General features: G+C 44.4%; 17 protein-coding genes. 3 read left to right on the top strand and 14 right to left on the bottom strand.

From position 1 onward, the window contains the following. Positions 1-45: 45 nt before the first annotated feature. The 4 genes from MHI55_RS08795 to MHI55_RS08780 form a co-directional block, all read right to left on the bottom strand. Complete coding sequence (locus MHI55_RS08795; protein WP_339188860.1) at positions 46-615, bottom strand: GNAT family protein; 570 nt, start codon at positions 613-615, stop codon at positions 46-48. An 81-nt stretch (positions 616-696) separates the two neighbouring features. Beyond that, the gene (locus MHI55_RS08790) at positions 697-1,353 is read right to left on the bottom strand and encodes a pyridoxal 5'-phosphate synthase (protein WP_339188861.1); all 657 of its coding nucleotides are present in this window, start codon (positions 1,351-1,353) and stop codon (positions 697-699) included. Between the two features lie 38 nt (positions 1,354-1,391). Beyond that, positions 1,392-2,006, bottom strand: coding sequence for a histidine phosphatase family protein (locus tag MHI55_RS08785; protein WP_339188862.1), 615 nt, complete (start codon positions 2,004-2,006; stop codon positions 1,392-1,394). Positions 2,007-2,125: 119 nt separating this feature from the next. Beyond that, complete coding sequence (locus MHI55_RS08780; protein WP_047842146.1) at positions 2,126-2,632, bottom strand: DUF2569 domain-containing protein; 507 nt, start codon at positions 2,630-2,632, stop codon at positions 2,126-2,128. Between the two features lie 352 nt (positions 2,633-2,984). Here MHI55_RS08780 and MHI55_RS08775 point away from each other — a divergent pair, with 352 nt between their 5' ends. Further along, positions 2,985-3,929 carry a hypothetical protein gene (locus MHI55_RS08775; protein WP_340389747.1) on the top strand — a complete coding sequence of 315 codons (945 nt, stop codon included), beginning with the start codon at positions 2,985-2,987 and terminating at the stop codon, positions 3,927-3,929. Between the two features lie 19 nt (positions 3,930-3,948). Here the strand turns inward: MHI55_RS08775 and MHI55_RS08770 are convergent, their stop codons facing one another. Then, positions 3,949-4,242, bottom strand: coding sequence for an RNA polymerase alpha subunit C-terminal domain-containing protein (locus MHI55_RS08770; protein WP_036610457.1), 294 nt, complete (start codon positions 4,240-4,242; stop codon positions 3,949-3,951). 77 nt (positions 4,243-4,319) lie between these two features. Here MHI55_RS08770 and MHI55_RS08765 point away from each other — a divergent pair, with 77 nt between their 5' ends. Continuing rightward, positions 4,320-5,141, top strand: coding sequence for a DUF2785 domain-containing protein (locus tag MHI55_RS08765; protein ID WP_076252655.1), 822 nt, complete (start codon positions 4,320-4,322; stop codon positions 5,139-5,141). A gap of 136 nt (positions 5,142-5,277) precedes the next feature. On the opposite strand, the gene MHI55_RS08760 is transcribed toward MHI55_RS08765, so the two are convergent. The 7 genes from MHI55_RS08760 to MHI55_RS08730 form a co-directional block, all read right to left on the bottom strand. Then, positions 5,278-5,871: a DUF4304 domain-containing protein gene (locus MHI55_RS08760; RefSeq protein ID WP_076252657.1), complete on the bottom strand. Its 594-nt coding sequence runs from the start codon at positions 5,869-5,871 to the stop codon at positions 5,278-5,280. Between the two features lie 58 nt (positions 5,872-5,929). Further along, on the bottom strand, positions 5,930-6,442 hold the full coding sequence (locus MHI55_RS08755; RefSeq protein WP_340389745.1) for a DUF4275 family protein: 513 nt from the start codon (positions 6,440-6,442) through the stop codon (positions 5,930-5,932). Between the two features lie 45 nt (positions 6,443-6,487). Next, complete coding sequence (locus MHI55_RS08750; protein ID WP_340389743.1) at positions 6,488-7,027, bottom strand: NUDIX domain-containing protein; 540 nt, start codon at positions 7,025-7,027, stop codon at positions 6,488-6,490. 164 nt (positions 7,028-7,191) lie between these two features. Beyond that, positions 7,192-7,869, bottom strand: a complete 678-nt coding sequence (locus tag MHI55_RS08745; RefSeq protein ID WP_340389741.1) for an ABC transporter ATP-binding protein — start codon at positions 7,867-7,869, stop codon at positions 7,192-7,194. Next, positions 7,866-8,996: an ABC transporter permease gene (locus tag MHI55_RS08740; protein WP_340389739.1), complete on the bottom strand. Its 1,131-nt coding sequence runs from the start codon at positions 8,994-8,996 to the stop codon at positions 7,866-7,868. Before MHI55_RS08740 ends, MHI55_RS08745 begins: the two co-directional genes overlap by 4 nt. Positions 8,997-9,063: 67 nt before the next feature. Then, positions 9,064-10,440 (bottom strand): HAMP domain-containing sensor histidine kinase, encoded by a 1,377-nt coding sequence (locus tag MHI55_RS08735; protein ID WP_340389737.1) that lies wholly within the window; start codon positions 10,438-10,440, stop codon positions 9,064-9,066. After that, entirely contained in the window at positions 10,437-11,114 is a 678-nt protein-coding gene (locus MHI55_RS08730) for a response regulator transcription factor (protein WP_076252748.1), read from the bottom strand. Before MHI55_RS08730 ends, MHI55_RS08735 begins: the two co-directional genes overlap by 4 nt. Positions 11,115-11,403: 289 nt before the next feature. Between MHI55_RS08730 and MHI55_RS08725 the strand changes: the two genes are divergently transcribed. Then, positions 11,404-12,387, top strand: coding sequence for a cation diffusion facilitator family transporter (locus MHI55_RS08725; RefSeq protein ID WP_076252671.1), 984 nt, complete (start codon positions 11,404-11,406; stop codon positions 12,385-12,387). Between the two features lie 147 nt (positions 12,388-12,534). On the opposite strand, the gene MHI55_RS08720 is transcribed toward MHI55_RS08725, so the two are convergent. After that, positions 12,535-12,831 carry an SHOCT domain-containing protein gene (locus tag MHI55_RS08720; protein WP_253506703.1) on the bottom strand — a complete coding sequence of 99 codons (297 nt, stop codon included), beginning with the start codon at positions 12,829-12,831 and terminating at the stop codon, positions 12,535-12,537. A 154-nt stretch (positions 12,832-12,985) separates the two neighbouring features. After that, positions 12,986-13,237 (bottom strand): hypothetical protein, encoded by a 252-nt coding sequence (locus tag MHI55_RS08715; RefSeq protein WP_340389735.1) that lies wholly within the window; start codon positions 13,235-13,237, stop codon positions 12,986-12,988.

Raw genomic sequence — 13,237 nt, 5'->3', positions numbered from 1 at the left:
CAGCATGATAAATGACACACGACTTTTCAATAACACGTTCTTTATTTAACACGAGTAGAAGTCTTCTTTTACGATAGCATACATCTTCAGATCTTGAAGCTCATTTTTTACCTTCATGTATTTCCTCAGCACACCTTCGAATTGCATGCCTGCCTTCTCCATGACCTTGGCAGAACCTGTGTTTTCCACTAAACATCTGGCCTGGATTCGCTCGAGCCCCACTTCATCAAATCCAAATTGGATGATTCGTTTCACTACCTCGGTCATGTAGCCCTGATTCCAAAATTGATCAGATAACACATATCCCAGTTCAACTCTCCTGTTATCGCTGTCACACCCTAGATAGTTACAACTACCAATCAGCCTCTTGGTGTGTTTATCTTCAATCCCCCATGGGCCAATTAGATCCGTCTCATAGCGACTCATGACAAAATCTAAAAAAGCTTTGGTGTCTTCTTTGCTCTGATGCGCGTCCCAGGTGGTGAACTCCGATACAGCAGGTACAACGCAATAACTATACATATCCTCCAGATCATCATAGGTAAGAGGTCGGAGTAACGTCCGTTCGGTTTCCAACATGGGAAATGGTTCGAAGAAACTTTCAATCGTTTTCATAGATTTATCCTCCCTCAGATTGTTAGGAAAAAGAAACACACAGCAGCTCGCTTCATATTGCCTGACTCATCTGTTCTAAAATCAAGGCCACAATCTGAGTGACTTCCACTGCCCATCTTGCATCACATATTGGACTCGTACATGCTTGCGCTCCGAATCTCCCTGCCAAAACTCCACCTCTTGTGCATTCACGGCATATAGACGCCAATGAGGTGTAACAACACTGGGGTCACGTCTTATTTTTTCCTTCTGAGCTTCAATGGAACTATCCAGCACTTCCTCGCTATCCAAAACCTCACTCTGATGCCCTGTCATGGCAACTGCTCGCGCTCCAGCTGAACGTTTGCGGAAATCATCAGCACCCGCTTCATCTCCCCGATCCTCGGCAATTCCCCTTATCCGAATCTGTCTTCCAAGGGAAGGCCAGTAGAATGTCAGAGCGACATGAGGATTCTCCTTCAACTGCTGCCCTTTTCGGCTCTCCGAACTGGAGGCAAAATAAAACGTTTCGTCAATTACATTTTTCAAAATCAACACCCGCGCATCAGGATAACCATCTTGATCCACGGTCGAGATCGTCATAGCATGAGGTTCCTTCACTTCGTTCTCAACCGCCAATCTCAACCAATCCAAAAATAACTTCCCCGGCCGATCCGGTAACTGCCCCATATCCCACGTTGGAAATGGGCCGGATAAAGATTTTAAACGTTGCAACAGTTCAATTGGTTTATCGCTCATGTCATCGCCTCCGTCTTCTATTTAACATGGAAAAACAACTAATCTAGATGACTTAACACATTTACGCTGCTAAGTTTCCAACCATGCCTTCCCTTTTCAACGGTATGTACACTGGTGTTGTCCATGGGATAAAAGCTGGATTTATTGCTCCATTCCTTCTTCTCAAGCAGATAATACAGGATGTTAATCACTCCGCCGTGAGTAATTAACAGAACATTGGACTTGACTGTTTGTTCCTCTATATCTCTAAGAAGATTCTCGAAAGATATGCTTATCCGGTTATAAAAATCCCTTGGACTTTCTCCTCTCGGAAAAGGTGAATCCATTTCAAGGGTGTTGTAATAAACTCCTGGGTAATGTTCTTCAGCATCCTTATGGAGCATGCCTGCCAAATCTCCGTTATTCATCTCACGCCAATCTTTCATTAAGCTAGCCTGCATGTTTAATTTCTTCTCAATTTCCCGTGTAGTCTGCACTGCACGAGGAAGATCACTGCTAATAATCGTATGTATGTTGTACTCCTCAGCATGATGATGCAAATGCTCTCCCAGTTTCCTGGATTGATTGATTCCCTGTTCCGTAAGTCCACGATCACTCCATCCGCCTCGATACCCTTCCTCATCCATCCCATGCCTTACCAGGTAAATTTTCAAGATCTCTCCTCCTTTTCACATTGAACTGGTTAACTATATATGTAACTGGTTTCGCTTGTATCAAATAAACCCGACCTCAGATAGCTTCTATCCAAGATCGGGTATTTCCTGCTTACCATTTATCTTACAAATGTGTTATGAACTCGCTCGGATTTGATAAAGTAAGGAATCCAGATGGCACAAGTAAGTACCGACTTGCCAATATCTCTTAACGAGTTTCCATCCTCAAGTTCTCTCGCCATCGGAATCTGAAGCAACAATAGATAATCAATGATACTAACGGCTAGACTGACACTATAAAATATGATCATAAGACGAGGAAAGATCGATTTTCTACTATACAAAGCAATGATAGTATATATGCTAAACACTAAAAAAAGTGCGTTATATACCGTTTCAAAAATAACGACCGGTCCCCATAGCGGGTGATAATATTCAGATTGCTTCGAAGTTAGCAACTCCCAAGTCTCTGTTGTAAGCATGGGCAAACAATACATAACCAATTGGAGCGCCAGGAAAATCAACGTAAGAAATAATCCAATCTGGACGAGAATCAGCCAACCACCTAAGCCCGATACGCCTAGTGGACGGTAGTCTGTCTTTTGCTCTTGAATATGTGGTTCCACCTCTTAACACTTCCTTAACTAGTTTTGTTTTTCTGAGATGAGTCTTCCTCGTAATTGTAAATTGAATCTACGGGTGATTCTTACCCCTTCATTCACGTGCGTTGTATGTATTTTCACACTCTCCTTATAGCAATCTCTCCGCCCTCCTATTATATAGAATTTTACACAACTTCCTTATTGTACTACGAGTGTCAAGGCACAGGTTACCAAACATCATACTCATCCACTGTAAAAGCCAAAGAAAGACCTTCGCTATACTTCCGCCATGTTCAGTAAAGTACACGTACGTCATAATCCTCTTATACAGATGCAGATGGTGACTCTGCATTTGACTACAAAGGAGGATATGGATATGACCAATCCCAAAGTAAAACTTTTGCCTTTTGCCGACATTTCAAACTATGTCGAGGGCTTCGATATCGTTTCCACCCAGTGGGGCGGGGATGGCCTTGTTTATGTGCTTTTGATGAATCAGATCCCCGAAAGAGAACGAGGTATGTTCGTTCAAAGTAAATTGAATCAAAGCTATACGTACAAAGTGCTCATTGTGACAGATCAAACTATCGAGGAAGTTGTCATCTGGGGGCAGACGTTCAATTATCATTACGTACAACCATTACATGATCATCTGCTGCTCGTCGGAGCACGGTGTGCGAATTACGGAAATGAACAATTTGATTTGAACGCCAAAGTGTGTGATTTAGACGGAAATACAATTCGCGAGTTTCTGTTGGGAGACGGTATCCAAAGTGTACAGGTCACAGAGCAGGGAACAATCTGGACCAGTTACTTTGATGAAGGGGTATTTGGTAACTACGGATGGGCCGATCCAATTGGATCAAACGGTCTGTTGGCCTGGGATGAGCACGGTAATAAAGTGTACGAAAACAGCGCAGCTGACATTGCAGATTGTTACGCACTCAATGTGGTGAATGAGAAGCAGATCTGGTTCTACTTCTATACCGATTTTGAACTCGGTTGTATCTCAGGGGGAACCAGTGAACCTAACGTAACATTTATGAATCCAAACATCTCCGGTTCCTCTGGCCTCAGTACGGATGGTTATCATTTCTTGTTCGATGCCGGGTACGGTAAACAAGGTACGTTTGTCCTTAAGAAAATGGAGAAGCCCGGAAGAATGAGCAAGGGGCAGAAGATTGATTTGCTAAATGAAGATGATCACCCCTTCAAGCAGGCACGACAGGATTTTCGCCAACATCGTCTGCTACTCAGTGAAGGTAACTTCTTGTATCGGGTAACGATGGAGGAGATTACTTCCGCTTCTGGTTTGGATTAGTGGAACAGCGTGAAGAGGGTTATTTCTTAAAAGACAATCCCTCTTCTTCCAAAGCGCTTCGCAGTTTGGGCATGGCAGATGGCCCGATTCCGTGAAGTTTCAGGATCTCTTTCTCCGTGTACTCCGCAAGTTGCAGTAGTGTTGTGATGCCTTCATTCTCCAAGGCCCGTCTGGCGGGAGCTGACAATAAGGCTAGAAATCCCTCTGTCGGTTTACGTTCAGCTTCGCACGTCGGACAGGTTGGGCAATCACTTTTTTTATAATACAAATGTCCTTGTTCGCATGTTCTGAGTGTTCCTTTATCGTTTGCCATGTGGGCATCACTCCTTATAAATTGTATAATATAACCAAGGCAACCTGAATGATAGTTTACTCATAGGAGTGTGTAGAATGGAATTAAAAGACAAGTTGTTATTAATAAAAGAGAATGACTACCAAGCACCTTCAGATATATTTCCATTAGTACAAGAAATGATACATAACATCGGTTCTTTGGATGCCCAGCTACGTGATGAATTAATTTACACAACCTTATCGAATTGGATTCCTGGTCATGCTCTGACTGTGTACGAACTAGAGCAAATCTTACCCGTAGTCTTGGATGAAAACCATTTGCATTTTAGACTTGGAGAAACAAATTCAGACGCTGTATTCACTCGATCTTTCTCTATGTTGGTTATATCGCTCTTTTTATCCAGGCATAGAGAATCACCATTTCTCTCAAAAGAACACATTCATCAGATAAAAGGGAACGTATTCTACAATGTACAAAAAGAGCGTGATTACCGTGGACATGACGAAGTAAAAGGCTGGGCTCATGCCATAGCACACGCAGCAGATGTTTTGGATGATTTAGCTCAATGTAGCGAACTAGATGAGACCGATCTCTTAACTATCCTCGACCTAGTTTATCAAAAGATAACCGTCACAGATCGCGTGTACTCCGATGGGGAAGATGAAAGAATGGTGAAATCCATCATTAGTGTCTTAAATAGAAAGATACTTAGTGAGACTTACATAAAGCAATGGATTCAACGTTTTGGTGATGTAGAGAAAGATGCAGAATTTCTTCCCGCGTTTAGGCAAAAGAATAACATAAAAAACTTTCTAAAGAGTCTATACTTCAGGATTAAATTTCACCAATTGGATGCTGATCTCGGTCCAACTATTGAGCACACGTTATATAAAGTAGAACCCGTATATTACTCATGATTATCAGTCCTTCCAAATTAACACCCTTATCTCAGACATATTATTGGAAGGAATCGCAATTTTAATTATTGTTAAATTCAGCTCCAAACAAATTGAAATTAGGTTATGAATTCGGCTTGTTTTCTTACCATATAACTTATAATCCGTACTCGGCAAAAACGGCTGCATATTTCTTTTCTAATATCGTCCAGCGCTTTTCGGCTCCGTATTTGGCGTGCAGTTGCTGTAAATAATGCTTGGCTTCTTCCGTATTGCCGGCTTTTAGCAGGAAGCGGAAGGTTACTTCGCTTAAATATAGCGCTGTCTTGTCCATATAATAATGGACTATATCTTTGGCCCCTGTTAGCGAGTGTAAGAATGACATACCCTCTTCCAAATGTGACACCAGTTCTTTCGATAAAGCGTCTGGATCGATATCAGGCGTTAAGGTATAGTGGGCCGGAGCGGAAGGGGCTATTTCTCTGATTCGGCAGGTAAAATGAGATGTGAACTCCAATATGTCTCCATTCAATCCAACGGAATGCAACTCCGCAAGTTCGGTGGAATGAACACCACAATTAACATAAAACTGGACTTGTCTACTGGTGTTATACTTTGCTCTTTGAATGTTGAACTTATATGCGAGGTTTCCATCCGCTTTGTAGAAATTCAGATTTTTCTTCGAATAGCCGTGTTTGGCAAATACGGGTTTGACGTCTGTTTTGATGATCTTCTTAAAAAGTTCCTGCATTGATATCACTCCCAAGGCAAAGTTTATTTAATTCGTTGTTACCCTTTTTTGTTCAGAATCATGCTTGTTCTATTTTATAAAAATAAGGGCCACACATGGATTCGTGCGTATACACGTACGTCCATGTAAACGCTCGGTCGAAGATATAGATATCCTGCTCCGAATCAAAATCCGCTGCAATAATCCGATTCGCGTTTTCGTATAAAAGCACCCAACCACCACTTTCATATATCACATATACTTCATCTTTCGGCTCGGCATTGAAAGCATCTCGCGCTTCATCATGTGTCAGACATTTCTGTTGTTCATAACTGAACATATGCCACTTGTACTGGCTGTAATGGATAGACTCTTTGAGAACATCATCGATATTATTGGAAAATACGCTGTCCCATTTCTGTACAATCTCTTCGGATTCGTCGTACAGTTCGGACACAATAACTCCCTTATCCTGCAAGTTCTTTTTGAACATATATTCCTGATGGATACGCTCAATCCCCCAATATGCTCGGTTCAGTTCCATATCGGGTAAAGTATCCAGCAGCTCATTAATTTTATCTCGAACCATCATTACCTCCGTAAGTTATCTGGAATTAGAATACCTAACCATTGCCTCTCACTGTTTCGCTTCATCTCGCAGTACATAAGCCAGTTTGTACATCTCCGCAATGTCATATCTGTTCTGTTCCTGGAATCTTCGGATCGCTTCATCAATCTCTACCACTTCCACTGCAACCACCTGCTCGCCATCCTCCGGATTCAGCGGATCACCGACAAGTTCAACATCTCCATATCCGATGATTCGTACGAAATTGGGATGCGGGATATGCGGTCGATATGGCTCCAACGCACTGGATGTACAGTGGAATTGACCGAAAATCTGATAGGACCGCATTTCTGCCCCAAGCTCCTCCATCAGTTCGCGTTTTAATCCATCCATATACTGCTCACCTGCTTCAAGCGTCCCTCCTGGCAGCTCCCAGTCTCCATTATCCAGTTGGAAGACAACACATTGATCCCCGACAAATGGAATGATGCTAATATTACTCACCAGCTTTTCATCCACGATGTCGTTCAATCTGAACTCCGCCTCAATAATTCCCCAATGAATTGACGTACTCAGCGCCGGAAATAGTTCCGCACTCAAGCTACTCATCCGCACCCGATCCTCTCTATCTAATTCCACTATTCTTCCAATTATAGTCGAAAACACAGAAAGAAGGCCACCTTCCCACCGGGGAATACGTGACCCTCTTCTTACGCTCTCTGCCCTTAAGCCTTGGATCAGTAATGTCCCCAGACTTTCAGACCATGCTCCTTCTAATGCTGTACCAACTTTCCCTTTTCCAAAAAAAGAACCCGGCTACAGAGCGGCAAAACTCGCTCATCATGCGTAACCATCACTGCACTCTTGCCCTGCTCTTTCACGAGCCGTGCAATCATGCCGACAATATCCAGCCCACGTTCCGCATCCAGGCTCGCTGTTGGTTCATCCGCGAGCAGGACAGCCGGATCGTTCATCAAGGCCCGTGCAATGGCGACCCGCTGACGTTCTCCGCCAGACAGCTTCTCCGCATACGCTTTCCGCCGATGGGTCAACCCTACCGTATCCAACAGCTCATCCACTCGTTTCTCCGCCTTGTTTTTATCCGTTCCGGCGAGCTTTGCAACGACCATGAGCTGTTCTTCTACTTTCAGATAAGGAATGAGGTTGGCACTTTGAAATATAAAACCAAGCTGCTGCAGCCGCATATCGGATATATCCTGTTTGCTTTTGCCCATAATAGAAGACCCGTCCAGCAGAACCTGTCCTTCCGTCGGTTCGAGAAGTGCGCCTGCAATGGACAAGAATGTACTTTTGCCCGAGCCGGAAGGCCCCATCACAGCCACAAGTTCCCCTTCAGCAACCTCAAGGTCCAACTTGTCCAGAATCGTCCGTTTACTGCCACCATCTTCAAAGGTCTGTGTAATTCCCTGCAATACCAATCGGTTTCTCATGCTGCAGTCCTCCCAATCGCATCAAGTGCATCAATTTTGGTAACCTTCCACACCGAGAATAACGAACCCGCCACAGACATGAGTATGAATAACACACAGGTCAGAGCAAGGGTGGACAAGCCTAATTGAAACGGCATCGATGCAGGAAGAATGGACTCGAACAGTCGAACCAATAGTACGCTAATGACCAAACTGCCAACCGACAGAACCAAGACTTGTAACGAAACACTACCCGCCAGATAAGCATTCCGCGTTCCTATGGCTTTTAATATCCCGAACTGACTCGTTTTCTGAATTGTGATGACATAGAAGAATACCGCAAGCACAAACGCCGAGATGACATATAGAAAAGCGATCATCATGAGCAACGATCCCTGCTCTTCCTTATAACCAGGAATGGCCGATACGGCATCCGACTTTGTGATGACTTCCGTATTAGGCATTACAGCACTCAGGCGGTCTACCTGCTCGCCCCCACCCTTAATCGCAATGGCATTGTACACCGGAGCATGAGCATTGGTGTCTGCTGAACCTTGCGAAGTTCGTGAACTTCCCTGAAGTGCGAGCCATTCCTGTGCATTCAAGAACACTACTGGGGAGTGACTGAAAGACTCATTTTGTACAAATCCACCAACGGTCCACTCCGTTCCCGAAGCTTGATCGACCAAGACGGTGCCAATTGTGACACCAGATTCAGACAACTTATGGTCCACCACAACTTGCCCGTTCGTCTGATCTGTAATCGGAGACCCTTCAGTCACCGTTGGAGCAAGCCAGCCCTCCGGATTAACCATGAACAGCGTGACATCGATCTTTTTTGTGTCGCCGGTTGGACTGACGGTTGTCATTTTCACACCGAGTGGCTCAGCGTTCTCTTGCCCCACTGCGGAGCGAGCTTGATTAAGTTGATCCTGATCCACTTGTGACCGGGTAAATCGATGATTCGAATCCTGCTCCAGCACAAAGTGGGTTGCTGCCATATTTTTGACCGAAGCTGCGTTATCATACGCCAGCCCCTGTGCAAGACCTGTAACAAACAGTACCAGAAATGAAACCAGTACCATGATTGTAGCAATTAAGGCATAGCGCCCTTTGGCATACCTCATTTCCCGAATAGCCAAGTACATGTTCTGTGACCTCCCTCTTGATAATCCAAGTATAGGAGGCGAAAATGAACGGCAAATGAATAACAGATTACATCTGCGGAAGTGTCACGATAAAGACCGTACCCTCAGGCGAACTGGAAACCTCGATTGTACCGTCATGAATTCGGATAATTTTCTGCACAATGGCAAGTCCAAGCCCGGTTCGTCCAGAAGAACGTTCCCGCGCACGATCCACCCGATAGAATCGATCGAACAGGAAAGGCAGATGCTCCGCAGCAATTCCGTCTCCTGTATCCCGAATCTGAATCACACACTGGTTATCTGTCTGCTCGGCATGAATCTCAATGCTTCTTCCCTGTGGTAGATGGTTCACCGCATTGCCCAGTAGATTCATCCAAACTTGCATGAGCAGCACTTCATTACCGACTAGCTGGATGGATTCGGGTACCGAAATCCGAAGCAACAGTTCTTTTTCTTCCAATTGCCATTGCAGCACCTGAACGGCTTGACGGAATTGATCTCGCAGAGAGAACTTTGCTTTGCTCAGATCTTCGTTGCCTTGTTCTAGGGAGGACAGGAGAAGCAGTTGTTTGCTGAGCAAAGAGAGATGACGGCTCTCCTCCTCAATGATTGATGCATAGTGCTCTCTTTCCTGTTCAGGCAGATCCCGATCCGCCACCAATTGGGCAAAACCCTGAATCGAGGTCAGTGGTGATTGAATCTCATGCGATACATTCGATACAAACTGCTGCCGCGCCTGATCTACCCTCTCCAATTCACGACTCATGGTCATGAAATGCTGGGCCAATTGTCCAATCTCGTCACGCCGTGCAGTAGGTAGTATTAGATTATATTTTCCTTGTGCAATGCGCTTGGTCGCCTCGGACAGACGTTCAATCGGATTGACCAGATAGCGGGTACTGATCAGAAAGATCAGGATACTAATACCTATCGTCAATGCTCCAATCAGCGCAAAAAAGATCCGCAGCTCACCGAATTGCAGAATTACATCCGGACGCATAAAGAGTGCGTAATTTGCATTGTCCAGCTGTAGATGAACACCCACGGTATTGCTTAATTGATTATCGAAGAATCCGGTAATGAACGGTTTGCTTGGAAACTGGGCGACGCCATGGTATACCTCACCATTCAACACCAGTTCTACAGCTTGCTTGTCCAAATCTTTCTCTCGAAATTCGCGGCCGTAGAATTGGTCGTTGCCTTTTCCATCCGTCACATAGATTTCGTACCCAAGTGCGGCGGCATTGTTCAAATACTGCTCCATCGTGCCGGGTTGCTGCTCCACAAATTGCTTCATATGCGACGCGATGCCCACCAGCTTCTCATCATTAAAATCCTTGAGCTTTGTATGATAGTAGATGTTGGACAAAAGAAAACCGAGCATGCCGCTGACCATAATCACCGCAATTGTAATGAGGAATACCCGGACGTACAAGGTCCTCAAGGTGCTTTCACCTCCATCTTGTAACCAATACCCCGCACAGTCTGGATGATGAAATCGTCCGTATAATCGGCAAAACGATCACGCAATCGCTTGATATGTACATCAACGGTACGGTCATCTCCTTCGTAGTCTGCTCCCCATACGAGCCGAATGAGCTCATCCCGCGAGAACAAACGGCCCGGAAACTGGGCCAGCTGTGAGAGTAATTCAAATTCTTTCATCGGCAAAAAAAGAATGGATTGCCCGTCGGTAACCTCCACATTGTTACGGTCAATGACAATCCGGTTCATACGGATGATATCGCTGGATGTGCGATGGTACCGACGAAACAACGCCTTTACCCGATAGACCAGTTCTTCCGGTTCAAATGGCTTGGTCACATATTCATCTGTTCCTTTCAAATAACCGTCTCTCTTATCGGATAGCTGATCTCGTGCTGTCAGCAACATAATTGGAATGTCGTAATGCTGTCGAATGTAATCACATAACTCCAGTCCATCCATGCCTGGCATCATCACATCTAAGATCGCCAGATCGATCGGTGTTTCTTGCATCAGTTTGACCGCTTCCAGTCCGTCCTGCGCTTCATGTACCCGATACCCTTCCTTGGTCATGACATGCCGCAGGAGTGCTCGAATATTGGCATCATCGTCTGCCAGCAGCAGATGTTTCATATCGTTGTCCGCCCTTCTATGTAACGAGTACATCTCACTTTGATCCTGCACAGATGGTAGCATAAAAGCAATCTTATTCGCCAGCACATGCATGGAGACACCTTGGACATGTTTATATTTTCTTAAATCTGGTTGACACTACTAAGAGGCAGAACTATAATAAATCCATAACATATGAACGAACGCTCATATATTCATTTGTAGATGATCACACATTGCCAAGAATCATCTATATTCCACTAGAAACCATATTACATAACGGAGCAAGGCTCCAAAGGAGAGGATTTATATGTCCGGACATCATCACGATCAGAACCATGGGCACGATCATGGACACAATCACGCTCACACCACCAATAACAAGAAAGTCCTGTTGTTTTCCTTCATTATTATTACCATCTATATGATCGTTGAAGCCATTGGTGGATTCATCACTAACAGTCTCGCGCTTATCTCGGATGCAGGTCATATGTTGTCCGATTCCATTGCGCTCGGGATCGCTTTGCTGGCGTTCACCTTTGGTGAAAAAGCAGTAAATACCGGCAAAACCTACGGCTACAGAAGATTTGAAATTTTGGCCGCTACGTTAAACGGAATTACGTTAATCGCCATTGCACTCTACATTTTCTACGAAGCGATTGGGCGTTTTATCAACCCGCCAGAAGTCGCAACCGTAGGCATGTTAATCATCAGCGTCATTGGATTGCTCATCAATATTCTGGTGGCCTGGATCATGATGCGTGGTAGCGATACGGAGAATAACCTGAATATGCGCGGGGCTTATCTCCATGTCATCAGCGACATGTTGGGATCGGTTGGGGCCATTGCGGCAGCCCTGCTCATGATGTTCTTTGGCTGGGGTTGGGCCGATCCACTGGCGAGTGTAATTGTCGCGGCGTTGGTATTGCGTAGTGGGTTCTATGTCACCAAATCATCCCTGCATATCTTGATGGAAGGCACTCCAGCCAATGTGGATGTGAATGAACTGGTGCAGACCATCAAACAAGTCGATGGCGTCAAAGGTGTTCATGATGTGCATGTCTGGTCCATTACCAGTAACCTGAATGCGCTGACCGCACATATCGTGGTGGATGGAACGATGGATGTCTATGCATCCGAGATCCTGGTTCAGAAGATCGAACACATGCTGGAACATAAAGAAATCAAACATGTGACGCTCCAAGTAGAGTCCGAAAAACATCTGCATGACACCTCGGTATTATGTACCGTCAAAGGCGACGCACCAGATGCCCATGCGCATCATCACCATTGAGATGGGTAACAAATATTAGTTGCTTCTAAATGAAAACAGGGCAGATTCCCCGATGAAAGGAACGCCCTGTTTTTATTTTCCTAAGTTCAGCTTTTTGGTATGAGTAGAAAATAGAATAGCCTTTACCTAACCGCAGCGGGCTCTGGACTACTTATATCTGGAGAGTAACTTCTCTTTTTTTTGATCGAATTCATATTCTGAAATGATATTTTTCTCTTTTAATTCCCCCAACTGTAACAGTTGTTCATGAACATTCACAGGGGTCTTTTTTCTCTTGCTTGATATGATCAAGGCTAGAATTGAGAAAAGCAGACCATACAGGACACCCAAAATCCCCAAACCTGCCGCTACCTCCGCACTTTCTTGCGAACCATCTATAAAAACTACGATTAATAAAAAATTGAGTAAGAACCCAATAAGGCTAACGATTGATAATGCTTTCAATGAATATTCCTCCTAAATGTTATGTATGTTCTATTCAAACTTCAGGAAAGATCGGTCAGAAGACTAAACATTAACCTCGTCCCAGTTTATAATGACGTATCCAAGCTGAAACAACAGGATGACAACATAACTGATGTTGATTCCCAAACTGGTCTTAACTTTCTTGATCTGATCCAAGTAGTCTTCTTTGTTCATTTTTCCGCGTTCCAGCTTGGACTTCATCCAAGCCTTTCTCAATTCCTAGCTTAAAGCTTACATTCACGCTTAAGGTCAAAACGACTAAACCAAAACCTATAAAACTTAAATACGGTGTGAATTTGTTGCTTCGCATGTGCTCTTCCCTTCCGGCAATCTCCATTTGTCTAGTGACTGTTTCATTCAAGATTGCAAATTCACTGTAGCCCAA

The organism is Paenibacillus sp. FSL E2-0151 (genome assembly GCF_037993015.1).
GTDB lineage: Bacteria > Bacillota > Bacilli > Paenibacillales > Paenibacillaceae > Paenibacillus > Paenibacillus amylolyticus.
The sequence above is the reverse complement of the archived record's forward strand: the minus strand, read 5'-3'. Positions and strand labels throughout refer to the sequence as shown.

Excerpts from the sequence above, each read along its gene's own strand:
- MHI55_RS08795 (WP_339188860.1), bottom strand. The coding sequence starts at position 615 with ATGAAAACGATTGAAAGTTTCTTCGAACCATTTCCCATGTTGGAAACC.
- MHI55_RS08790 (WP_339188861.1), bottom strand. The coding sequence starts at position 1,353 with ATGAGCGATAAACCAATTGAACTGTTGCAACGTTTAAAATCTTTATCC.
- MHI55_RS08775 (WP_340389747.1), top strand. The coding sequence starts at position 2,985 with ATGACCAATCCCAAAGTAAAACTTTTGCCTTTTGCCGACATTTCAAAC.
- MHI55_RS08770 (WP_036610457.1), bottom strand. The coding sequence starts at position 4,242 with ATGGCAAACGATAAAGGAACACTCAGAACATGCGAACAAGGACATTTG.
- MHI55_RS08765 (WP_076252655.1), top strand. The coding sequence starts at position 4,320 with ATGGAATTAAAAGACAAGTTGTTATTAATAAAAGAGAATGACTACCAA.
- MHI55_RS08760 (WP_076252657.1), bottom strand. The coding sequence starts at position 5,871 with ATGCAGGAACTTTTTAAGAAGATCATCAAAACAGACGTCAAACCCGTA.
- MHI55_RS08755 (WP_340389745.1), bottom strand. The coding sequence starts at position 6,442 with ATGATGGTTCGAGATAAAATTAATGAGCTGCTGGATACTTTACCCGAT.
- MHI55_RS08750 (WP_340389743.1), bottom strand. The coding sequence starts at position 7,027 with ATGAGTAGCTTGAGTGCGGAACTATTTCCGGCGCTGAGTACGTCAATT.
- MHI55_RS08745 (WP_340389741.1), bottom strand. The coding sequence starts at position 7,869 with ATGAGAAACCGATTGGTATTGCAGGGAATTACACAGACCTTTGAAGAT.
- MHI55_RS08740 (WP_340389739.1), bottom strand. The coding sequence starts at position 8,996 with ATGTACTTGGCTATTCGGGAAATGAGGTATGCCAAAGGGCGCTATGCC.
- MHI55_RS08730 (WP_076252748.1), bottom strand. The coding sequence starts at position 11,114 with ATGAAACATCTGCTGCTGGCAGACGATGATGCCAATATTCGAGCACTC.
- MHI55_RS08725 (WP_076252671.1), top strand. The coding sequence starts at position 11,404 with ATGTCCGGACATCATCACGATCAGAACCATGGGCACGATCATGGACAC.